This is a genomic window from Amycolatopsis sp. NPDC047767 (assembly GCF_040704195.1).
GTDB lineage: Bacteria > Actinomycetota > Actinomycetes > Mycobacteriales > Pseudonocardiaceae > Amycolatopsis.
Genome location: NZ_JBEYSJ010000020.1, coordinates 36,524 through 57,032, shown reverse-complemented (window position 1 = coordinate 57,032; position 20,509 = coordinate 36,524). Strand labels below are relative to the sequence as shown.

At 72.6% G+C, this 20,509-nt stretch carries 19 protein-coding genes and 1 pseudogene; 12 read left to right on the top strand and 8 right to left on the bottom strand.

The features are described 5' to 3' along the window. Positions 1 to 41 precede the first annotated feature (41 nt). Positions 42 to 809 carry a maleylpyruvate isomerase N-terminal domain-containing protein gene (locus AB0878_RS30890; RefSeq protein ID WP_366583738.1) on the bottom strand — a complete coding sequence of 256 codons (768 nt, stop codon included), beginning with the start codon at positions 807 to 809 and terminating at the stop codon, positions 42 to 44. Continuing rightward, positions 799 to 1,260 carry an SAV_6107 family HEPN domain-containing protein gene (locus AB0878_RS30885; RefSeq protein ID WP_366583737.1) on the bottom strand — a complete coding sequence of 154 codons (462 nt, stop codon included), beginning with the start codon at positions 1,258 to 1,260 and terminating at the stop codon, positions 799 to 801. The genes AB0878_RS30890 and AB0878_RS30885 overlap by 11 nt, the downstream gene beginning before the upstream one ends. Positions 1,261 to 1,480: 220 nt before the next feature. Between AB0878_RS30885 and AB0878_RS30880 the strand changes: the two genes are divergently transcribed. Together AB0878_RS30880 and AB0878_RS30875 are read left to right on the top strand one after the other, a co-directional pair. Next, positions 1,481 to 2,005, top strand: a complete 525-nt coding sequence (locus AB0878_RS30880) for a YbaK/EbsC family protein (protein ID WP_366583736.1) — start codon at positions 1,481 to 1,483, stop codon at positions 2,003 to 2,005. After that, the gene (locus AB0878_RS30875) at positions 2,002 to 2,574 is read left to right on the top strand and encodes a GNAT family N-acetyltransferase (RefSeq protein WP_366583735.1); all 573 of its coding nucleotides are present in this window, start codon (positions 2,002 to 2,004) and stop codon (positions 2,572 to 2,574) included. Before AB0878_RS30880 ends, AB0878_RS30875 begins: the two co-directional genes overlap by 4 nt. On the opposite strand, the gene AB0878_RS30870 is transcribed toward AB0878_RS30875, so the two are convergent. The 3 genes from AB0878_RS30870 to AB0878_RS30860 form a co-directional block, all read right to left on the bottom strand. Continuing rightward, positions 2,513 to 3,421 (bottom strand): EamA family transporter, encoded by a 909-nt coding sequence (locus AB0878_RS30870; protein ID WP_366583734.1) that lies wholly within the window; start codon positions 3,419 to 3,421, stop codon positions 2,513 to 2,515. The genes AB0878_RS30875 and AB0878_RS30870 overlap by 62 nt on opposite strands. A gap of 294 nt (positions 3,422 to 3,715) precedes the next feature. Then, the gene (locus AB0878_RS30865) at positions 3,716 to 5,401 is read right to left on the bottom strand and encodes a DUF885 domain-containing protein (protein WP_366583733.1); all 1,686 of its coding nucleotides are present in this window, start codon (positions 5,399 to 5,401) and stop codon (positions 3,716 to 3,718) included. Positions 5,402 to 5,443: 42 nt separating this feature from the next. Continuing rightward, positions 5,444 to 6,328, bottom strand: coding sequence for a methylenetetrahydrofolate reductase (locus AB0878_RS30860; protein WP_366583732.1), 885 nt, complete (start codon positions 6,326 to 6,328; stop codon positions 5,444 to 5,446). A 101-nt stretch (positions 6,329 to 6,429) separates the two neighbouring features. Here AB0878_RS30860 and merB point away from each other — a divergent pair, with 101 nt between their 5' ends. The 5 genes from merB to AB0878_RS30835 all read left to right on the top strand — a co-directional run bounded on the left by merB (position 6,430) and on the right by AB0878_RS30835 (position 11,555). Next, positions 6,430 to 7,116 carry an organomercurial lyase gene (merB, locus tag AB0878_RS30855; RefSeq protein ID WP_366583731.1) on the top strand — a complete coding sequence of 229 codons (687 nt, stop codon included), beginning with the start codon at positions 6,430 to 6,432 and terminating at the stop codon, positions 7,114 to 7,116. Between the two features lie 160 nt (positions 7,117 to 7,276). Then, positions 7,277 to 8,368, top strand: a complete 1,092-nt coding sequence (locus AB0878_RS30850; RefSeq protein WP_366583730.1) for a polyprenyl synthetase family protein — start codon at positions 7,277 to 7,279, stop codon at positions 8,366 to 8,368. Next, positions 8,365 to 9,843 carry a phytoene desaturase family protein gene (gene crtI / locus AB0878_RS30845; protein WP_366583729.1) on the top strand — a complete coding sequence of 493 codons (1,479 nt, stop codon included), beginning with the start codon at positions 8,365 to 8,367 and terminating at the stop codon, positions 9,841 to 9,843. Before AB0878_RS30850 ends, crtI begins: the two co-directional genes overlap by 4 nt. Beyond that, positions 9,840 to 10,763, top strand: coding sequence for a phytoene/squalene synthase family protein (locus tag AB0878_RS30840; RefSeq protein WP_366583728.1), 924 nt, complete (start codon positions 9,840 to 9,842; stop codon positions 10,761 to 10,763). The genes crtI and AB0878_RS30840 overlap by 4 nt, the downstream gene beginning before the upstream one ends. Before the next feature lie 3 nt (positions 10,764 to 10,766). After that, positions 10,767 to 11,555, top strand: coding sequence for an LLM class F420-dependent oxidoreductase (locus tag AB0878_RS30835; protein WP_366583727.1), 789 nt, complete (start codon positions 10,767 to 10,769; stop codon positions 11,553 to 11,555). Positions 11,556 to 11,691: 136 nt separating this feature from the next. Here AB0878_RS30835 and AB0878_RS30830 read toward each other — a convergent pair whose 3' ends face one another. Further along, a complete protein-coding gene (locus AB0878_RS30830; protein ID WP_360605980.1) occupies positions 11,692 to 12,060 on the bottom strand; it encodes an Rv2175c family DNA-binding protein in 369 nt (122 codons plus the stop codon). Between the two features lie 103 nt (positions 12,061 to 12,163). Between AB0878_RS30830 and AB0878_RS30825 the strand changes: the two genes are divergently transcribed. The 5 genes and pseudogenes from AB0878_RS30825 to AB0878_RS30805 all read left to right on the top strand — a co-directional run bounded on the left by AB0878_RS30825 (position 12,164) and on the right by AB0878_RS30805 (position 18,737). Continuing rightward, entirely contained in the window at positions 12,164 to 14,218 is a 2,055-nt protein-coding gene (locus AB0878_RS30825) for a PASTA domain-containing protein (RefSeq protein ID WP_366583726.1), read from the top strand. Further along, positions 14,215 to 14,424 (top strand): hypothetical protein, encoded by a 210-nt coding sequence (locus tag AB0878_RS30820; protein WP_220238050.1) that lies wholly within the window; start codon positions 14,215 to 14,217, stop codon positions 14,422 to 14,424. Before AB0878_RS30825 ends, AB0878_RS30820 begins: the two co-directional genes overlap by 4 nt. A gap of 47 nt (positions 14,425 to 14,471) precedes the next feature. Further along, positions 14,472 to 15,992 (top strand): SPFH domain-containing protein, encoded by a 1,521-nt coding sequence (locus AB0878_RS30815; RefSeq protein WP_366583725.1) that lies wholly within the window; start codon positions 14,472 to 14,474, stop codon positions 15,990 to 15,992. A 3-nt stretch (positions 15,993 to 15,995) separates the two neighbouring features. Next, positions 15,996 to 16,610, top strand: a pseudogene (locus tag AB0878_RS30810) (hypothetical protein); the annotation flags it as partial. An 801-nt stretch (positions 16,611 to 17,411) separates the two neighbouring features. Continuing rightward, on the top strand, positions 17,412 to 18,737 hold the full coding sequence (locus AB0878_RS30805; protein WP_366583724.1) for a wax ester/triacylglycerol synthase family O-acyltransferase: 1,326 nt from the start codon (positions 17,412 to 17,414) through the stop codon (positions 18,735 to 18,737). 3 nt (positions 18,738 to 18,740) lie between these two features. On the opposite strand, the gene AB0878_RS30800 is transcribed toward AB0878_RS30805, so the two are convergent. Then, the gene (locus AB0878_RS30800) at positions 18,741 to 20,132 is read right to left on the bottom strand and encodes a class II 3-deoxy-7-phosphoheptulonate synthase (protein ID WP_285969235.1); all 1,392 of its coding nucleotides are present in this window, start codon (positions 20,130 to 20,132) and stop codon (positions 18,741 to 18,743) included. Between the two features lie 224 nt (positions 20,133 to 20,356). Next, the gene (locus AB0878_RS30795; protein ID WP_366583723.1) at positions 20,357 to 20,494 is read right to left on the bottom strand and encodes a hypothetical protein; all 138 of its coding nucleotides are present in this window, start codon (positions 20,492 to 20,494) and stop codon (positions 20,357 to 20,359) included. Between the last annotated feature and the right edge of the window lie 15 nt (positions 20,495 to 20,509).

Below are 20,509 nucleotides of genomic sequence, written 5' to 3'. Positions count from 1 at the left end.
GGCCACCGACAGGAACCGGGGAAGCTTCCCCACTTTCCGGTTCAGCGGGTGGCCAGCCGCAGCAAGGCCCAGAGTTGCGCGGCCAGGTCGTGGCCGCGCGAGGAGACGACGGCGGTCGGGGCGGCGCGGCCCCACAGCCAGAGGTAGACGTTGGCCGGGTCGCCGCTGACGAGTTCGTCGGCGGACCGGGCCTCCTCGGGCGAGCAGCGCCACGCGTCCATGGTTTCGGGGCCCGCGCGGGCGATCCAGCTGTGGCCGCCGGTCTGGATGCCGACGGTGCCGTGGCGGGTGCCGGTGAGGCCGAGCAGGGCGAGTTTGTGGCCGAAGTACAGGGTGAGGACCTCGTCGACGCCGTCGGTGGCGAGGTCGGCGGGCACGGCCGGGTGGTCGACGCCGGCGGCGCGCTCGGCGTCGACGCGGTGGACGAGCGTCTCGTGGAGGGTGCGGCGGCGCCAGAAGCCGTACGTGGGATCGGCGGACCACCAGGTGGCGGCGTGGTCGGCCGGGTCGTGGGCGGCCAGTTCGGCGATCAGCGCGTCGCGGCCCGAGGCGTAGTATTCCGCGACCGTTTCCTCCTGGTGCGGGATGCGCTGCCACTGCGCGGGCTTGTGGCCCTCACGCAGCCAGCCGAGGGTGACGCGGTGGACACTGCCGACGTGCCGCAGCAGCTCCCCCAGCGTCCAGCCGGGGGCCGTGGGCACCGGCGCCTCGGCCGACGCCGTGTGCGCCACTTCCCCCAGCACGCGCGCTTCGATCTCCAGCGCTTCGAGCAACCGGCCGTGGTCGACCGGACCGAGCTCACGCGACATGGGCTTCGCCGGAGATGGGCAGGCCGTGGACGAGCCGGCGGACCAGTTCGAGGAACAGACCGGTGGCGCGCAGCAGGTTCGCGGCCGACTCGGCCGTGACTTTGCCCGTGATGCCGGCTTCGGCGGCCGCACGGGTGGCCGAGTTGGCGGCGAAGAAGGCAGACCACTCCTGCAGCTCCGGCGCCACGGCGTCGAGCAGCACCCAGCCGCTGGCCGGACGGCCGCGGCCCCGGCGCGGCCGCCCGCGCACGGCGAGCACCGCCGCCGCACCGCGCAGCGCCGCGAGGTAAGCGCCGATGAACCGCTCGGCGGGATCACGTTCGTTCTCGGCGTCGGCCAGACCGCGCTTGGCCTGGGCGAGCAGGGTGGCCGCCGCCGGGGGTGCCGGCGGGCGAAGCGACAGGGGCAGCTGAGGCTGCCCGGGGTCAGGGGACACGACCGAGACGGACATGACGACCCTCCTCCCGCTCGGGCGAGTCCGGCAGGTGCCCGGCCGCGGGGCGCTTCCCCCGCCCCTCGCCGGGCACCTGCCGGTGAACACTCACCGGATGTCGAACGTCTGTTCGAACGATTTCCAGAGTAACCCCCGGTGCCGCGTTCTCTCAACCCCGCCGGTGGAATCCGGGGACGTGGTGCGGGACACGGTGCCGTCGGCGTGGTCTCATAACGGCATGAGCTCCCTCGACCATCCCGCCGTCGCCAAGGTCACAGCCGCTCTGAGCGAAGCAGGCCAGCAGGCCGCCGCCGAGGGGGTGCGCGTGTTGCCGGCCGAGGTCCGCACCGCGGCCCAGGCCGCCGAAGCGCTCGGGGTCGAGGTCGGGGCGATCGCCAACAGCCTCGTGTTCCGCGCCCGCACGACCGGGGGCGAGGAGACGGCCCTGCTCGCCCTCACCTCCGGCGCCCACCGCGCCGACCCGGCCCGCCTGGCCGCGCTCGCCGGCCTCGCCGAGGTGGGCAAGGCCGACGCGGACTTCGTGCGCGAGCACACCGGCCAGCCCATCGGCGGCGTCGCCCCCGTCGGGCACCCCCGGCGGCTCGTGACGCTCGTGGACACGGCCCTGCGCGCGTACGACGAGGTGTGGGCCGCGGCCGGGCACCCGAAGTCGGTGTTCCCGACGACGTTCGACGGGCTCGTCGAGCTGACCGGGGGCACCCCGGGCGCGCTCGCGGCGGGAGTGGAGGATGGACAGCCGTGACCGCCATGTCCTCCGGGTGTTCCCGATACGTGCAGTTGTCCGCGGACGAGTTCCGCACACGCCTGCCCGAAGCGCTGGCCATCTACGTGAAGGCCATGCAGTACCCCGAAGGCACCGCCGAGCAGCGCGCGCCGATGTGGCTCACCCACGCGTTGCGCGAGGGCTGGCGCTGCATGGCCGCCCTCGACGCCGACGACGTGCTGCTCGGCCTCGCCTACGGGTACAAGGGCCGCGCCGGGCAGTGGTGGCACGAGCAGGTGCGCCACGGCCTCACCCGCCGCTCCGGCCCCGAGGAGGCCGAGCGGTGGATGAGCGACTACTTCGAGCTCACCGAGATCCACGTGCGCCCCGAGAACCAGGGCAAGCAGATCGGCGAGGACCTGCTGCGCCGGCTGCTCGACGGGGTCCCGAACGCCAACGTGCTGCTGTCCACGCCCGAAGGCACCAGCCGCGCGTGGAAGCTCTACCGGCGCACCGGTTTCGTCGACGTCCTGCGCGACTACCAGTTCACGGGCGACCCGCGTCCGTTCGCGATCCTCGGCCGTCCGCTGCCGCTCGACCCGAAGTAGGTTCCGGGCGCCAATAGCCGACGGCCAGGGCCGCGGTCAGCAGGGCCGCGCCGCCCCAGGCCTGCGGGCTCAGGTGCTCGTGGAGGAAGGCGACGGACAGGATCGTCGCCGTGAGCGGTTCCAGCAGCGCCGACAGCGCGCCGAGCACGGGGTGGGCCGTGGTGAGGCCCTTGAAGTACGCGGCGTACGCGAGCGCTGTTGGCACGACGCCGAAGTAGACCGCGACGAGCAGCACGTCGGGGCGCGCGGGCAGCCCCAAGCCCAGCGTGAGGGCGGCCGGGGTGAGCAGCAGACCGCCGGTGAGGCAGCCGTACGCGGTGGTGGCCAGGGGGTCGTCGACCGGACGGGTGGTGAGGATCGCGAACCCGGCCGCCGCGGCGAGGGCCAGGACGATGGCTGTTTTCGAGGTTTCGACGTGCGGCGTCCAGGACAGCAGCACCAGGCCGGCCAGGGAGCCGACGACCGACAGCAGGGTCCAGGACCGCGGCGCCCGCCGCTTCCGGACCGCCGTGGCGACGGTGAGCATCACGGGCGCGGCGCCGATGGTGGTCATGGTCGCCGTGGCGACGGACCCGAGCGCGACGGCGGCGAAGTAGGTCGTCTGGAAGAACGCGAACAACACGCCGACCACGAGCACCCGCCCGATCCGGGCGCGCGGAACCCCCTTGCCGGACACCGCGATCGCCGCCGCCCCTCCCAGCAGCAAGCGATACGCGGCGACGGCCAGCGGGTGCAGCCCGGCCAGCTGCCCGAGCAACGACCCGGCCAACCCCCCGGTCCCCCACAACACCCCGGCGACAACCAGCGCGACCGACCCCCGGGCGCGCTCGGACAGCACAACAGACATGGACAACGCTCCAGCGTCGAAGGATTTCGGACATCGACGACGCGGGGCGGTTTTCGCTTTCGTGCAGCACTGATCAGCCGCGGGGTCCTGGGACGGACTCACACGCGGCGGACACCACCCCGCTCAGAGCGCGGGCGGTGGGGTGACGAGGAAGATCCGATGCACGGGCGGGAGTTTAGGGGGTGGGGCGGTGGTGGAGCCAAAGGGTTTTCGCGCGAAGGGAAGTTCCCCGAACACAGTGAAGCCCTCCACCGCCGCGGCCGTGGAGGGCTTCACCGAGCCGAACCAGAGAACTCAGCTCAACAGAGCCAACTGCTCCCGCAACGTGTCCAGCCCCATCCCGCCCATCTCCAGCGCGCGGGTGTGGAACTGCTTGATGTCGAACGCATCCCCCAGCCGGCGGCGGGCGTCGTCGCGGGCGGCCAGCCAGAGGCGTTCGCCGAGTTTGTACGCGGGGGCCTGGCCGGGCCAGCCGAGGTAGCGGTCGATCTCGTCGCGGACGTGGGCCTGGTCGGTGATGGTGCGGGTGAGCATGAACTCCAGGCCGAGGTCCGGGGTCCAGCGCGAGCCCTCGTGGAAGCCCGTGCCGCGCGGGATCTCGAGTTCCAGGTGCATGCCGAGGTCGACGACGACGCGGGCGGCGCGGAACAGCTGTTCCGAGAGCATGCCGAGCAGGTTGCCGTCGTCCGACAGGTAACCGAGTTCCTGCATGAGGCGCTCGGAGTACAGGGCCCAGCCCTCACCGTGGGCGGAGATGAAGGTCATGAGCCGCTGGTACTTGTTGAGCGACGCGGCCTGGTTGACGGCCGTCGCGATCTGCAGGTGGTGGCCCGGCACGCCCTCGTGGTACACAGTGGACACTTCGCGCCAGGTGGTGAACTCGTCCTTGTCCGCCGGCAGCGACCACCACATCCGGCCGGGGCGGGTGAAGTCCTCGCTCGGGCCGGTGTAGTACGCGCCGACGCCGCCGCCCGGCGGGGCGATGCGGCACTCCAGCGCCATGAGGCGGTCGGGGATGTCGAAGTGCTTGCCGCGCAAGGACTTCAGGGCCTCGTCGGACAGCGACTGCATCCAGACCTCGAACTGCGGGCGGCCCTGCACGCGGTAGCGCGGGTCGGCGTCGAGCACCTCGGCGGCCTCCGCGACGGACGCACCGGGGCGGATCCGCTCGGCCACCGCGCGCATCTCGGTGTCGATGCGGGCGAACTCGTGCCAGCCCCATTCGTACGCCTCGCGCAGGTCCAGCTCCGCGCCGATGAAGTACCGCGACCACAGCCGGTAGACGTCCTCGCCCACGGCGTCCTTGGCCGGGGCCTTCGGCGCGAGCTCGGCGCGCAGGAAACCGGCGAACTCCGCGAACGCCTCGTCGGCCGCGCGAGCGCCTGCCTGCAGATCACTGGACAACGCAGCACCCACCTCGCCCGCGTTGCCCACGAGGCCGGCGAAGAAGCTCGGCCCCTCGCCGAGGCCGGCGTAGGTCTCGCACTGCTCGGCGACCTTGCCGACCTGCCGCAGCGCCGACACGCGCCCGGCGTCGGCCGCGGCCAGCAGCGACGCGCGCACCCCCGCGAGCGCTTCGGGCACCTTCTTCAGGCGGGCCGCGATGTCAGCCCACTGCTCGGGCGTGTCCATCGGCATCAGGTCGAACACCATGCGCAGGTCCTGCACCGGGCTCGCGATCACGTTCAGCGCGGCGATGTCGAGGCCGGCGTCGTGGATCTCCACGTCCAGGCCCACGCGCTCGGTGAACACCGTCTTCGCGACCCGCTCCCCCGCGTCGGCGGGCTCGGCGGCGGTCACGTCCGCGAGCGCCTTCGCCGCGAGCTCGGCCCGGGCCGCGTGGCCGGCGGGCGAGTAGTCGGTGAGCTGGTCGTCGTACCCCGAGACGCCGAGCATGGTGGCCGCGACCGGGTCCACGGCCGCGTAGTCGTCGACGTACCGGTCCGAGATCCCGTGCACGCTGTGTTCGCTGGAAGCCATGGGCCGAACCGTACCGGCCGGGCCCCGGCCGGGGGTACGGACTTACGCGCGCGCCGGCACGAGCCCGAGGCGCGTCACCACCTCGCGCGTGGCTTTGGACCGGTTGAACGTGTAGAAGTGCAGGTCCGGCACACCCTCGGCGAGCAGTTTCTCACCCAGTTCGGTGACGGCGTCGATCCCGGCCGCGCGGAACGCCTTCGGGTCGTCCGAAAGGGGCTCCAGCCGGTCGAGCAGCCGCTGCGACGCGGGTGCGCCCGAGAGCTTGATCGTGGTGTGCAACGTGCGCAGCGTGGTCAGCGGCATGATGCCGGGCAGCACCAGCGCGTCGCAGCCCGCGGCGGCCACGCGGTCGCGCAGCCGCAGGAAGTCCTCGGCCTCGAAGAACAGCTGCGCGATGGCGAAATCGGCGCCGGCGCGGAACTTCCGCACGAGGTACTTGGTGTCCGACTCCAGGTCCGGCGACCGCGGGTGCCCGTACGGGAACGCCGACACGCCGACGCAGAAGTCGCCCAGCGAGCGGATGAGCTCCACCAGCTCCTCGGCGTACGTGAGACCTTCGGGGTGCGGCACCCAGTCGCCGTACACCTCGCCGGCCGGGTCGCCGCGCAGCGCCAGGATGTTGCGCACGCCGACGGCCGCGTACCAGCCGATCACGTTGCGCAGCTCCGACACCGAGTGGTCGACCGCGGTCAGGTGCGCCATCGGGCAGAGCGTGGTCTCGGTGGCGACGCGGGCGATGCTGCGGATCGTGCCATCGCGGCTCGAACCGCCCGCGCCGTAGGTGATCGACATGTACGCCGGGTCGAACGGCTCGAGCTCCCGGATGGAGCGCCAGAGCACGGCCTCGTCGGCCTCGTCGCGGGGCGGGAAGAACTCGATGGAGAACCGGGGCCCGTCCCCCTGCAACCGCTCGATCACCGACGTCATGAACGCACATGTTAGTGGGCGAAACCGGACACTGGCAGCCCCGGCGCGTGGCCTTGGCCACGGGTACCGTCGGACTCGCACCCTCCGGCGAGGAGCCACCGATGAGCCGCGAAGACGACACCGCCTGGGACGAAGACGTGCGAGTGGCCGTGTACCGGGCCTTCGCCACCCACGGACGCGCGCCGACGGCACCGGAGCTGGCCGACGCGGCGCACGGCTCGCTGGCCGTGGCCAAGCAGGCCCTGCACCGCCTCGCCGACGCCCGCCACCTGGTGCTCGACGAGTGCGAGCACGTGGTGCTGGCCCACCCGTTCGCGGCGATTCCGCTGGGGTTCTCCGTGATGGGCGAGCGAACGCTGTGGTGGGGCGGCTGCGCGTGGGACTCGTTCGCGATCCCGCACCTGGTGCCCGCCGAGCCCGAAGTCCTCGTCGCCACCCGCTGTCCGTGCTGCACCGAGCCCACCGCGTTGGTCGTGAGCCGCGAAGCGCCGCCCGAAGGGCCTCAGGTCGCCCACTTCCCCGTGCCGACGGCCCGCATGTGGGACGACGTGCGCCACACCTGTTCCGTCCAGCGCCTGTTCTGCGGCGAGTCCTGTGTGGACGAATGGACCGAGCGCACGGGCATGGCGAAAGGCACCGTGCTCGACCTCCCGGCCCTGTGGCGCCTGGCCGAGGGCTGGTACGCCGGACGCCTGGCGCACGGCTACCGGCGCCGGGAACCGGCGGAGGCCGCCGCGTACTTCACTGCCGCCGGGCTGCCCGGCGAGTTCTGGACAGGACGGTCGTAAGGGCCGCGACCGGGCGGGCAGGCTGAGACGACTCGGCCGCGAGCACCCGCCACGGTGCGCACCCACGACCGGCCGAGCACATCCCGCAGCAGACGTCTCGTGCGCCACATCGGGGGCACCCGGCGCGAGCGGCCGGGCCCGCGCCCCGGATGATGGCGGCATGGACGCGCCCGGTTTCGACGACGATCTGCCTGCCCACGTCGAGCGTGCGCTGACCGCGTTCCTCGAGCGTGCGGGCGACGAGATCGTGCGCACGGAGCCGAGTGTCGCGGCGGGCATCGACGTGCTGTCGGGCTTCGTGCTGTGCGGGGGCAAGCGCATCCGGCCGACGTTCGCGTGGTGGGGCTGGCGCGGGGCCGGCGGGGCGGCGTCCGGCACCGAAGCCGAGGGTGCGCTGCAGGTCGTGGCAAGCCTGGAGCTGATCCAGGCGTGCGCGCTGATCCACGACGACCTCATCGACTCCTCCGACTCGCGCCGCGGCAACCCGACCGTGCACGTCGCGTCGGCCAAGGTGCACGCCGACCACGGCTGGCTGGGTTCGCCCGCGACGTTCGGGCTGGCCACGGCGGTGCTCGTCGGCGACCTCGCGCTCGCGTGGGCCGACGACATGTTCGCCGAGGCCCCGCTGCCCGCGCAGACGCTGGCGAAGGCCCGCCCGGCCTGGCGCGCGATGCGCACGGAGGTGCTCGCCGGGCAGTACCTCGACGTCCGCACGCAGGCCGTCGGCGACGCGTCGCCCGAGGCCGCGCTGCGCATCGACCGGCTGAAGACCGCCGCGTACACCGTGCAGCGCCCGCTGCACCTGGGCGCCGCGCTCGCCGGGGCCGACGACCGGCTCGTCGACACGTTGCTGGAGTTCGGCGGCGACGTCGGCGTGGCGTTCCAGCTGCGCGACGACCTGCTGGGCGTGTTCGGCGACCCGTCCGTGACCGGCAAGCCCGCGGGCGACGACCTGCGCGAGGGCAAGCGCACCCTGCTCGTGGCCCTGGGCCTGCAGCTGGCCGACGAGCGCGGCGACCGCACGGCCGCCAAGGTGATCGCCGACGCCATCGGCAAGGCCGACCTGTCCGACACGGCCGTGGACGCCGTGCGCGAGGCCCTGACGAGCGTCGGCGCGGTCGACGCCGTGGAGCACCGCATCGACGACCTCACCGCCTCGGCGATGGCCGCCCTCGAGCGCGCGCACCTGGCCGAGCCGGCTCCGGCCGCACTGGCCGACCTCGTCGGCAAGGCGACGCGGCGGACCTCGTGACCAAGACCGTCTCCGGGCCCACCGACCACGTGGTGGTGGTCGGAGCGGGCCTGGCCGGGCTTTCGGCGACGCTGCACTTGCTCGGCGCGGGCCGCCGCGTGACGCTGCTGGAGCAGGACAAGGTGCCGGGCGGGCGCGCCGGGCAGCAGGACTTCGGCGCCAACGCGGTGGACACCGGCGCGAGCGTGCTGACCATGCCGGAGCTGGTGGACGAGGCCCTGCACGCCGTCGGCGAATCGCTGGCGGACGCGCTGCCGCTCACCAAGCTCGACCCCGCCTACCACGCCCGCTTCGCCGACGGCAGCACGCTCGCGCTGCGCACCGACGGCGACGCGATGGAGCAGGAGATCCGCGCGTTCGCCGGCCCCACCGAGGCCGCCGGTTATCGCGCGCTGCGCCGCTGGCTCACCGAGCTGTACGCGGCGCAGAAAGACCACTTCATCGGCGCCAACTTCGATTCGCCGCTCGACCTGGCGCGCCCGGAGCTGGTGAAGCTCGCCGCGCTGGGCGGGTTCGGGCGGCTCGGCCCGAAAGTCGCGAAGTTCCTGCGCGACGAACGCGTGCGCCGGCTGTTCTCCTTCCAGGCGCTCTACGCGGGGCTCGACCCGGCGCGGGCGCTCGGCGCGTACGGCGTGATCGCGTACATGGACACCGTCGGCGGCGTCTACTACCCGCGGGGCGGCATGGGCGCGGTTGCGCGCACGATGGCCGCGGCCGCCGCGAAAGCGGGCGCCGACCTGCGGTTCGGCACCGAAGCCGCGTGGCTGGAGCGCGTGTCGGCGCGGGTGCGGGCCGTGCGCACGCGTTCGGGCGAGCGGATCGGGTGCGACGCGGTCGTGCTCGCCACCGAGCTCGGCACCGCGTACCGGCTGGTGGGCGCCCGGCCCGGTCGCGTGCTCCCGTTGCGCTACTCGCCTTCGGCCGTGGTCCTGCACGGGCGCGCGAAGCGGTCGTGGCCGCAGCTCGGGCACCACACGATCTTCTTCGCCCGGGCCTGGGACCGGACGTTCGCCGAGATCGTGCGCGAAGGCCGGCTGATGAGCGATCCGTCGCTGCTCGTCACGCGGCCCACCGCGACGGAACCGGGGCTCGCGGGCGACGGCGGCGAGATCGTGTCGGTGCTCGCGCCCGCGCCGAACCTGCGCCGCGGCGGCATCGACTGGCCGCGCGTCGGCCCGGCCTACCGCGAGGAACTGCTGCGCACACTGGAATCCCGCGGGCTGACGGGGTTCGGCGACGAGTTCACCGTGGACGAGGTCGTGACGCCCGCCGACTGGGCCGCGCGCGGGCTGTCCGCGGGCACGCCGTTCTCGCTGGCCCACACGTTCACCCAGACCGGCCCGTTCCGGCCCGCCAACCTCGTGCGGGCCGCGGGCAACGTGGTGCTCGCCGGCTGCGGCACCACCCCCGGCGTCGGCATCCCGCCGGTGCTGATCTCCGGACGTCTCGCCGCGGAAAGGATCACCGGCCGGTGACAGAACTGGACGCCGCCGGCATCTCGGACCCCGGCCTGCGGGCCGCCTACGCCGAATGCCGCCGCATCAACGCCCACCACGGCCGCACGTTCTTCCTCGCCACCCGGCTCCTGCCCGCGCGGGCCCGGCCCGCCGCGCACGCGCTGTACGGCTTCGCGCGCATGGCCGACGAGCTCGTGGACAACCCGGAACCGGGTACGGATCCCAAGGCCGCGCTGGACAACGTGGCCGGGATGGTCGACGAGGTCTACGAAGGCGGCGCGCCGGCCGATCCCGTGCTGGCCGCGCTCGCCGACACCGTGCGCCGCTACGGCATCCGGCGCGAGCTCGTGGACGCGTTCCTGCACTCGATGCGGATGGACCTCACCGTCACCGAGTACGCCACATATGCGGAGCTGGCGGAGTACGTCCACGGTTCGGCGTGCGTGATCGGGCTGCAGATGCTGCCGGTGTTCGGCACCGTCGTTCCCTTGGCAGAGGCCGAATCCAGCGCCGCTGCGCTCGGGGAAGCGTTCCAGCTTACGAACTTCTTACGGGACATCGGCGAAGACCTCGACCGCGGCCGGCTTTACCTTCCCGTTGAAGAACTTTCGGCGTTCGGTATCGACCGCGAACTGCTCGTAGAGTCACGCCGGCGCGGGGTGCCCGATCCGCGCGTGCGGCGTGCGCTCGCCGTCGGCGTGTCGCGCGCCCGCGCGGTGTACCGGCGCGCCGAAGCCGGAATTCCCTTGCTGCGTCCCGAATCCCGGCCCTGCGTGCGCACGGCGATCACGCTGTACGAAGGCATCCTCGACGAGATCGAGGCGCTGGACTACGACGTGCTCAACCGGCGCGCGGTCGTCGGCAAGGGCCGCCGCCTGGCCGTGGCGCTGCCGCGGTTGGTCACCGTGTGGGCCCGCGGCCGCGTGCGTAGGCTCTGAGCCATGACTTCCGCTTCGAACCGGCGGCTGCGGGTCGGCCTGCAGCTCCAGCCGCAGCACGCCGACTACGACACCATCCGCCGCACCGCCTCGGCGGCCGAGGACATCGGCGCCGACATCGTCTTCAACTGGGACCACTTCTACCCGCTCTACGGCGATCCCGACGGCATGCACTTCGAGTGCTGGACCATGCTCGGCGCCTGGGCGGAGTCGACGTCCCGCGTCGAGATCGGCGCGCTGGTCACGTGCAACAGCTACCGCAACCCGGAGCTGCTCGCGGACATGGCCCGCACCGTCGACCACATCTCGGGCGGCCGGCTCATCCTCGGCATCGGCTCGGGCTGGTTCGAGAAGGACTACGACGAGTACGGCTACGAGTTCGGCACCGCCGGCGGGCGCCTCGACAACCTCGCCGAGTCGCTGCCGCGCATCGAATCCCGGCTGGGCAAGCTGAACCCGGCGCCGACGCGCAAGATCCCCGTGCTCATCGGCGGTGGCGGCGAGAAGAAGACCCTCAAGATGGTCGCGAAGCACGCCGACATCTGGCACGGCTTCGGCGACCCGGAGGTCGTCGAGCGCAAGGTGAAGATCCTCGACCAGCACTGCGCCGACCTCGGCCGCGACCCGCTCGAGATCGAGCGCTCCTGCGGCGTGCAGGGTGACCCGGAAGAGCTCGGCCCGAAGCTCGTCGAGCTGGGCGTGACCACGTTCACCGTCGGCGTCGGCGGTCCCGACTACGACCTCACGGCCCTCAAGACGTGGGTCGCCTGGCGCGACAAGCAGAACGGCTGACACACGAAGTTCTCCGAAGGCCTCCTCGCGCGAGCGGGGAGGCCTTCGGGCGGTTCGGACGGAAAACTCGGAGCGGCAGGCCGCGATCGGCTACCCCACGTGGTCGGACCGGCGCGGAGCGAATCGGGCGAAAAGCCTAGAAAGCCATGGCCTGGGCGCGCCGCTTCACTTCGGTGCCGTGGCTCGTCCGCAGCGCGTTGACGGGGGTCACGCCCGGCAGCGTGTCGTCCTCCGCGAAGAGCCAGCGCAGCATCTCGGTGCGGCTGAACCCCGAGTCCGCGAGCACCGTGATGGTGCCCGCCAGGCCCTTGACCACTCCGTCTTTGACGAAGAAATCGCTGGGCACGCACAGCTCGCCTTTGCGGCGCACGGCGATCAAGTGACCGTCGCGCAGCATCTGGCGCACCTTGTTGGACGAGATCCCGAGCACGGCCGCCACCTGGTTCAGGGGAAGGACGGTGACAGCGGAGTCGAGGACGTCATCGGCGACAGGAATCCCACTCACACGTGACACTGTGCCACATTCGACCGGTTTCCCGACTGGTACGCACGGGTGACCCGCCTCCTCACCTCACCCAGGCGGGCGTGGTTCCGTACGATAGCCAGCCGTGACACGCACGCACCCCAGCCTCGTCGGCACGCTGCTCGAACGCCGCTACCGCGTGGACAGGCTGCTCGCCCGGGGCGGGATGTCGTCGGTCTACCGGGGGATGGACACCCGGCTGGACCGCGCGGTCGCGATCAAGATCATGGATCCCCGCTTCGCCGACGACCGCTCGTTCGTGGACCGTTTCGTGCGCGAAGCGCGTTCGGCCGCCCAGCTGCACCACCCGAACGTGGTCGCCGTGCACGACCAGGGCTTCGACGTCCCGCCCGGCGAGGACGCGGGGCTCGCATTCCTCGTGATGGAGCTCGTCGACGGCGGGACGCTGCGCGACCTGCTGTCCGAGCAGGGCAAGCTCGACGTCGCCCTCGCGCTGAGCATCGCCGAGCCCGTGCTGTCGGCCCTGGCCGCCGCGCACGCCGCCGGGCTGGTGCACCGCGACGTGAAGCCCGAGAACGTGCTCATCGGCCGCAGCAGCGGCGCCCTGTCGGGCGGTGTGGTGAAGGTCGGCGACTTCGGCCTCGTGCGCGCGGTCGCCAGCGCGGGCACGACGAGCTCGAGCGTCATCCTCGGCACCGTCGCCTACCTCTCGCCCGAGCAGGTCACCACGGGCGTCACAGGGGCCCGCGGCGACGTGTACTCGGCCGGGATCCTGCTGTACGAGATGCTCACCGGCCAGACGCCCTACTCCGGCGACACGGCCCTGTCGGTCGCCTACCGGCACGTGAACGACGACGTGCCGCGCCCCAGCGAGCTGCGGCCGGACCTGCCGCCCGCGCTCGACGACCTCATCCTGCGCGCCACCCGCCGCGACCCCGAGCTGCGCCCGGCCGACGCCGGCGTGTTCCTGGCCGAGCTGCAGGCCGTGCGCGCGGAGCTGGGCCTGCCGGTCGTGCCGGTGCCCGTGCCCCCGCCGCCGGACGGCGACCGCATGTCCGACACCGAGCGGACCATGCCGCGCATCCCGGTGACCGAGCAGACGATGCCCGTCTCCGGTCCGCAGGGCACGCGAGCGCTGACCCGGGCCGTCCCGGTCGGGCCGCCGCCGTCGCCGCCCGCGGGCCAGCCGATGCCGACGCAGGTCGCCGCGGTCCCGCCCACCCCGCCTCCGCCGCGGCGCCCGCGTCCGCCGGCCGACGAGCCGAAGCCACGGGACCGGCGGAAGATGTTCGCCCTGATCGCGGTGGGCGTGCTGGTGCTGGGCGGGCTGATCGGCGCGTTCGCGTTCATCCTCAGCGAGTCGGCGCCCACCACGGCGGCCGTGCCGAAGCTGGTGGGCCTGACGCAGGCCGAGGCCGGTGACAAGCTGCGCGCGGCGAACCTGACGCCGCAGTACAGCCAGGAGTTCAGCAACACCGTGCCGGCCAACACCGTGGTCAAGGTGACACCGGCCGAGGGCACGCAGCTGGAGAAGGACGCGAACGTCTCCGTCGTGGTGTCCAAGGGCAAGCCGGTGGTGCCGAACATCCAGGTCGGCACTTCGCTGGCCGAGGCGACGAAGGCGATCCAGGCCCAGCAGCTCAACGTCACACAGGGCACGCCGGCGTTCAGCGACACCGCGCCCCAGGGCACCGTCGTGAGCGTGAGCCCCGCGGCCGGCACACCGGTGGACATCGGCGGCCAGGTCACCGTGGTCCTGTCGAAGGGTCCGGAACCGCTCCCGCCGGTGCCCGACGTCACGGGCCGGCCGAAGGACGAGGCGTTCCAGCTGCTGCAGCAGGCCGGCTTCCAGCCGGTGGACGGCGGCGAGGAGTTCTCGCAGACGATCCCGGCCGGCGGCGTCACCCGCACCGACCCGCCGGCGAACTCGCCGGGCAGCAAGCAGGTGAAGGTCTTCGTCTCCAATGCCGTGCAGGTGCCCGACGTGCGGTTCAAGCAGTTCGACGAGGCCGAGCAGATCCTCAAGCAGGCCGGGCTCGACGTCGACAAGCAGGGCGGCGGCGGTGGCCGCGGCCACGGCGGCGGCGGCGGCTTCAACTTCGTCTTCCAGCAGGACCCGCAGCCGGGTTCGCTGGTGCCGAAGGGCACGAAGGTGAAGATCCGGGGCTTCGGCGGATGATCGGCAACCGAGGCCGCGTCACGGGCGCCGTCGGCCCGGGCCTGATCGGTGAGGTGCTGCTCAGCGTCCGCGGCGGCACCGAGGCCTTCTACGCCTACGCGGCCGACCCCGAAGTGTCCTTTCCGACCGGTACGCAGGTCCTTGTGGTGGATTTCGAACCCCCGCGCACGGTTTACGTCGAACGGTGGCAACCGCTGAAGCCTTAGCGGCGTCGAAGAGCTACCAACAACCGAAAATCGGGCTGCGAGGGGTTATGGAAATCTGGCTCATCGTCGTGATCGCGGTCGTGGCCGTGATCGTGCTGTTCGGGCTCCTGCGGATCCTGTACAAGGTCGCGGAGCCGAACGAGGCGCTCATCATCTCCGGGTGGGGGATCCGGGTGGAGCGCACCGAGACCGCCGACAGCCTCGGATTCAAGATCGTGACCGGCCGGGGCGTCAACGTGATCCCCGGCTTCCAGACCGCGCGGCGGCTTTCGCTGGACACGCGCGGCGTCAACCTGCAGGTGTCCTGCGTGACCAAGCAGGGCCTGCCCGTGACCGTGCGCGCGGTGGTGATCTACAAGGTGGGCGACGACTACGCCTCCATCGCCAACGCCGCCCGCCGCTTCCTCGACCAGCAGAAGGGCATGAACGACACCATCCACGAGCTGTTCTCGGGCCACCTGCGCTCGATCGTGGGCGGGCTGACCATCGAGGAGATGATCCACAACCGCGACGCGCTGACCGGCGAGATCCGCCAGTCTTCGGCGACGGAGATGATCAAGCTGGGCCTGATCGTCGACTCGCTGCAGATCCAGGAGATCGACGACGAGTCGGGCTACATCCTCAACCTCGGCAAGCCGCACGCCGCGGCCATCGCCGCGTCGGCCCGCATCGCCGAAGCGCAGCGTGACCAGGAGGCCACGCAGGCGGAGCAGGCGGCCGCCGCGCAGAAGGCGGGCGCGATGCGGGAGAGCCAGATCAAGCAGGCCGGGTACCAGGCCGAGGTCGACCAGGCCAAGGCGAAGGCCAGCCAGTCGGGCCCGCTGGCCGAGGCGACGGCGCGGCAGGAGGTCGTGGTCCAGGAGACGCGAGCGGCCGAACTGGAGGCCGCGCTGGCCGAGCAGCGCCTGCAGTCGCAGGTCCGCAAGCCGGCCGACGCGAAGGCGTACGAGACCCGCACGACGGCCGATGCCGACCGCGACGCACAGATCGCCCGCGCGCAGGCCGAGGCCAAGGAGACCGAGCTGCGGGCCGCGGCCGACGCGACGCGCGTGAAGACGGCCGCCGAGGCGGAGGCGCAGGCCACGAAGGCCCGGGCCGAGGCGTCGGCGGGGGCCACGCGCGCCACCGGTGAGGCCGAAGCGGCGGCCGCGCAGGCTCGCGGTCTGGCGGAGGCAGAGGCCGCGAAGGCGCGGGGTCTGGCGGAAGCCGAGTCGGCCCGGGCCCGTGGTCTGGCCGAGGCCGAGTCGATCAAGGCGCGAGCGGCGGCACTGGCGGAGAACCAGGAAGCTGTGGTAGCACAACAGCTGGCCGAACGTTGGCCGGAAATCGTCGAGGCCGGCGCGCAGGCGTTCGGTAACGTCGACCACATGGTGGTCCTGAACGGCGCGGACGGGATGTCGGACATGTTCACCAAGGCGTTGTCGCTCGGCGGAACGGGCCTCGGCCTGGCCCGCCAGCTGATGGACGCCATGGGCAGCCCCTCGAAGCCGTCGGGTGGCAAGAGTTCGGAGCAGGCCCTCGGTTCGGAGCAGGCGCTGTCGAACGGCGACCTGTCCCCGCGCGAGTAGCCCATGAGCTTCTTCACGGACGGTCCTCGTGAACGCCCCCTGTTCCCCGTGCGGGAACGGGAGCTGTTCGGCTACGAGGGCCGTCCGTGGATGGGCCCGCCGAACGACCACATCGTCCCGGCGCTCCTGCCGTGGGCGCGGCCGCTCGGCCGTTCCGAACGCACGATCGTCGCCCTGCGCGGCATCGAGGTCTGGCCGTCGGCGCTGACGCTGCGGCTGGCCGTGTACTCGCGCGACAGCCTGGAGGAGGGCCGCAGCGGCTCCCTCATCGACCACCGGCGGGTCCCGGACTACAACGCGCTGCTCGTCGGTGTGCTGTACCCCGACGGGAGCCGGGCCAGCTCGGAGTCCATTTCGGTGCCGTCGGCCTCGGAGCCCACTTCGCCCGTGCTGCGCGCTGTCGGTGGCGGCGGGACGCAGTTCCACCTGGACCACCAGATCTTCGTGTGGCCGCTGCCGGGGGACGGGCCGTTCACGCTCGTGGTCCAGTGGCTGGACCGGGACATCAAGGAGACGCACACGGAACTCGACGGCGCGGCGATCCGGGCGGCGGCGGAGGAAGCCGGGGAGTTGTGGCCGGGGCTGCCGAAGCGGCCGGGCAACGGGGTGGCGCTGCGGAACGCCGTGGCGGTGACCGATTCCGGTGTTTCCGCCGGGCCTTCGGCTGCCAGGACCGACAGCGCGCTTCCCCAGCGCACCGATCCTGGTTCCGAGACCGGCCACGAGGCTGAGGACAGCAACGCCGCTGAGCCGGTGACCGCACCCGGTGAGCTTCGGCCGGAACGGTCCCCCTCCGTGCTGCTCCCGCGCTTGGCCGACGGGGGCTCGCTGCTCCCCCGCCGCAACGTCGCACTCGGCCCCGAGCGGCCGGTGCCGCGCCCACCCGGCACTGCCACACCCCTTCCCCGGCGGACCCCCACCAGCCGTTCCGGCAACGCGCCCCTCCCAGAACCGCCGGCCGGTCTCGCGGACCTGCTGGCCGGGCCCGTGCCACCGGAGCCGCCGGCCGAGCCCGCAGGGTCGCCCCCGGGCACCACCGACAGCCCGACCGTCGCGCTGCCTGTGCCCGGAGCAGCCGAACCGGCACCGCGGCCCGAGCGCACGGGCGACACGGGCGACAGCCCCACGGTTGCGCTGCCTGCACCCGCAGCCGCGGGTCCGGAGCCGCAGGCCGCCGAACCGCCGCGCCCACCGGCGCCGCTCCCCCAGCCCTCACGGCGGTTGCCGCAGCCGTCGAGGTCGGCGAAGGACGCGCCGCCGAAGCCGGGGCGGGGTGGCCGGGCGTGGCGGTGGCGTGACCCGGGTGAGTGAAACCGCGGGTCGTTAGCGCCGGCGAAACACGGTGACCACCCTCCCGTCATGTCAAGGTGGTGTCGTGGGGCGCATTCCACCCCTGCCTGCCGCAGAAGGACGGTCGCGATGGTTCGCACCCCGCTCAGCCCGCTCGACGTCGCGTTCCTTTGCCTGGAAAGCGAAACCGCGCCGATGCACATGGGTGCGGTACTGGTGTTCACCTCTCGCGGGCGAGCCGATGGCGCGGAGCTCGCGGCGCTGCTGGCCGAGCGCGCGGAGAAAATGCCGCAGCTGCGCCGAAAAATGCGGACCGAGCTGTTTCCGCCCGGTTCCGCGACGTGGTCGGACGACCCGGATTTCGTTGCGGCGCACCACATCCACCACCACCAGCTGAGCACGCTGTACGACCCCGACCCGCTCGCGGACTTCGCCGCGCGGTGGATCGCCGAGCCGCTCGACACGGGCCGTCCGTTGTGGGATTTGACCGTGGTGACCGGGCTGCCCCAGGATGGTTTCGCGGTGCTGCTCAAACTGCACCACGCGCTCACTGACGGCGAAGGCGCGTACGCGGTGACCGTCGGCCTGCTCGACGGCCTGGCCGTCGCGGACCGCACCCTCGCCCGCGCGTCCGGGCCGGCGCCGATCCCGCGGCCGCGTTCGGCACTGAACAGCGTCAGAAACAGTGTGAAGGACAGCCTCGCCCACGCCGGGGAGACGGCCGGGATCGCGACGTCGCTCGTCCGCGCGGCGCGGCCGCCGCTGTCACCGGTGTCGGCGCCCGCGTCGGCCGAGCGCCGGCTCGGGTTCGTGCGGCTGCCCACCGCCGACCTCCGCCGCATCCGCCGCGCGCACGGCGGCACGAGCAACGACGTCGTGCTCGCAGTGCTGGCCGGCGCGCTGCGCGAATGGCTGGTCAACCGCGGCAAACGCGCCGACGGCCGCACGCTGCGAGCGCTGATTCCCGTGAGCGTGCGCGGCCGCGCGAACGCCCAGGTCGGCGGCAACAAGCTGTCCGGCTACCTGTGCGACCTGCCGATCGGCGAGGACGACCCCGTGGAGCGCCTGCACGTGGTGCGCCGCGCGATGACGCGCAACAAGGCCGCCGGCCCGTCCCGCGGCGCCGGCGCGTTCCCGCTGCTGGCCGACCGCGTGCCCCCGGTGCTGCACCGCCTCGGCACGAAAACGGCCGGGCTGGCCGCGCCGCTGCTGTTCGACCTGGTCGTGACCACCGTGCCGCTGCCGGCCGCCCGCCTCACCCTCGCGGGCGCGCCGCTGGCGCAGGTGTACCCCTTCGTGCCGCTGGCCCCGCGCCACGCCGTGGGCATCGCCGTCGCGACCTACCGCGACGGCGTCCACATCGGACTCCAGGCGAACGCCGAGGCCGTCCCCGACCTCGGCGGCCTGCGCGACTCGGTGCTCAAGTCGACCGCGGCGCTGCTGAACACCGTTTAGGCGTCAGCCCCGCAGCATCTCCGCGACGAGGAACGCCAGCTCGAGCGACTGCTGGGTGTTCAGGCGCGGGTCGCAGGCGGTTTCGTAGCGGCCGGAGAGGTCGACGTCGGAGATCTCCTGGGCGCCGCCGAGGCATTCGGTGACGTCTTCGCCCGTGAGCTCCACGTGGATGCCGCCCGGGTAGGTGCCGAGCTTGTGGTGCACCTCGAAGAAGCCCTGCACCTCGTCGACGATGCGGTCGAAGTGGCGGGTCTTGTAGCCGGTGGACGACTCGTGCGTGTTGCCGTGCATCGGGTCGCACTGCCAGATGACCTTGTGGCCCGAGGCCTCGACCTTTTCGACGATCGCGGGCAGCACCTCGCGGACCTTGCCGTTGCCCATGCGCGAGATGAGCGTGAGCCGGCCCTCTTCGTGGCGCGGGTCGAGGCGCTCGACGTACTCCAGCGCCTGCTCGGGCGTGGTCGTCGGGCCGATCTTGAGGCCGATCGGGTTGGACAGCAGCTCCGCGAACGCGATGTGCGCGCCGTCGAGCTGGCGGGTGCGCTCGCCGATCCACAGGAAGTGCGAGGACAGGTTGTACAGCTTGGGGTTGGCCGCGTCGGCGTTGTCCAGGCGCAGCAGGGCGCGCTCGTAGTCGAGCAGCAGAGCCTCGTGGCTGGCGAAGATCTCGGTGGACTGCAGCGACGTGTCGGTGACGCCGCAGGCGTTCATGAACCGCAGGCCGCGGTCGATCTCGTTGGCGAGCGCCTCGAAGCGCTGCGCGGCCGGGGAGGCCGACACGAAGTCCTTGTTCCAGTCGTGCACCTGGTGCAGGTCGGCCATGCCGGCGCCGGTGAGGGCGCGGACCAGGTTCATGGCGGCACCCGCGTTGGCGTACGCGCGGATCATGCGGCCGGGGTCGGGCACGCGCAGCTCGGGCTTGGGCACCAGCGAGTTGATGATGTCGCCGCGGTACACGGGCAGGCCCAGCGCGTCGGTGGCCGCCGAGCGGGGCTTGGCGTACTGGCCGGCGATGCGGCCCATCTTCACCACGGGCAGGCTCGCGCCGTAGGTGAGGACCACGGCCATCTGCAGCAGCGTGCGCAGGTTGGCACGGATGTGGGGCTCGGTGTTGGACTCGAACGTCTCTGCGCAGTCGCCGCCCTGCAGCAGGAAGGCCTCGCCGCGCGCCACCATCGCGAGCCGGCTCTGCAGCCGGTCGATCTCGGCGGGCACGGTGATCGGCGGCACGCTCTCCAGCACGCCGCGGACCCGCTTGGCCAGCTCGACGTCCGGCCACTCGGGCTGCTGGGCGGCGGGCAGCGCCAGCGCCGCGTCGAGGCGTTCGCGCAGCTGGGGCGGAAGCGGCGGGAGCTCGGGAAGCGTGTCGACGGGAACGTCCACTGTCCAGTTCACGGCTCCCAGGATAGGGTTCGCCGCCCGCGCGGCTCCCGGAGGGCGGTGCGGGTCACACGTCCGGGTCGTCCTGGTGATCGTCCTGGCTCGTCCGCATCGAGCGCCGGGGGGACCACGGACCGGTGGTGGAGGCTCACGGTTCCGGCGACGATCCGGCAGCGGGCCCGGCACGAAGAACCGGCTCCGGCGCGTCCGCACGCCGGAGCCCGGTGGACCGCGAAACGTCAGGTGCGCAGCGTCAGCTTTTCGATCGAGCCGGACGGCTTGCCCGCGCTCGGCGACGTGCCGTGGTTGGCGATGTACACGTCGTCGCCGTCGTTGGCGAGGCCTGCGGGGTGAAAAACAGGCCCCCAGCGCGCCATTGCGCTGGAGGCCTG

Coding starts and splice junctions, on each gene's coding strand:
- AB0878_RS30890 (WP_366583738.1), bottom strand. CDS start 809: ATGTCGCGTGAGCTCGGTCCGGTCGACCACGGCCGGTTGCTCGAAGCG.
- AB0878_RS30865 (WP_366583733.1), bottom strand. CDS start 5,401: ATGGCTTCCAGCGAACACAGCGTGCACGGGATCTCGGACCGGTACGTC.
- AB0878_RS30860 (WP_366583732.1), bottom strand. CDS start 6,328: ATGACGTCGGTGATCGAGCGGTTGCAGGGGGACGGGCCCCGGTTCTCC.
- AB0878_RS30850 (WP_366583730.1), top strand. CDS start 7,277: ATGGACGCGCCCGGTTTCGACGACGATCTGCCTGCCCACGTCGAGCGT.
- AB0878_RS30815 (WP_366583725.1), top strand. CDS start 14,472: ATGGAAATCTGGCTCATCGTCGTGATCGCGGTCGTGGCCGTGATCGTG.
- AB0878_RS30835 (WP_366583727.1), top strand. CDS start 10,767: ATGACTTCCGCTTCGAACCGGCGGCTGCGGGTCGGCCTGCAGCTCCAG.
- AB0878_RS30795 (WP_366583723.1), bottom strand. CDS start 20,494: ATGGCGCGCTGGGGGCCTGTTTTTCACCCCGCAGGCCTCGCCAACGAC.
- AB0878_RS30870 (WP_366583734.1), bottom strand. CDS start 3,421: ATGTCTGTTGTGCTGTCCGAGCGCGCCCGGGGGTCGGTCGCGCTGGTT.
- merB (WP_366583731.1), top strand. CDS start 6,430: ATGAGCCGCGAAGACGACACCGCCTGGGACGAAGACGTGCGAGTGGCC.
- AB0878_RS30885 (WP_366583737.1), bottom strand. CDS start 1,260: ATGTCCGTCTCGGTCGTGTCCCCTGACCCCGGGCAGCCTCAGCTGCCC.
- AB0878_RS30880 (WP_366583736.1), top strand. CDS start 1,481: ATGAGCTCCCTCGACCATCCCGCCGTCGCCAAGGTCACAGCCGCTCTG.
- AB0878_RS30805 (WP_366583724.1), top strand. CDS start 17,412: ATGGTTCGCACCCCGCTCAGCCCGCTCGACGTCGCGTTCCTTTGCCTG.
- AB0878_RS30820 (WP_220238050.1), top strand. CDS start 14,215: ATGATCGGCAACCGAGGCCGCGTCACGGGCGCCGTCGGCCCGGGCCTG.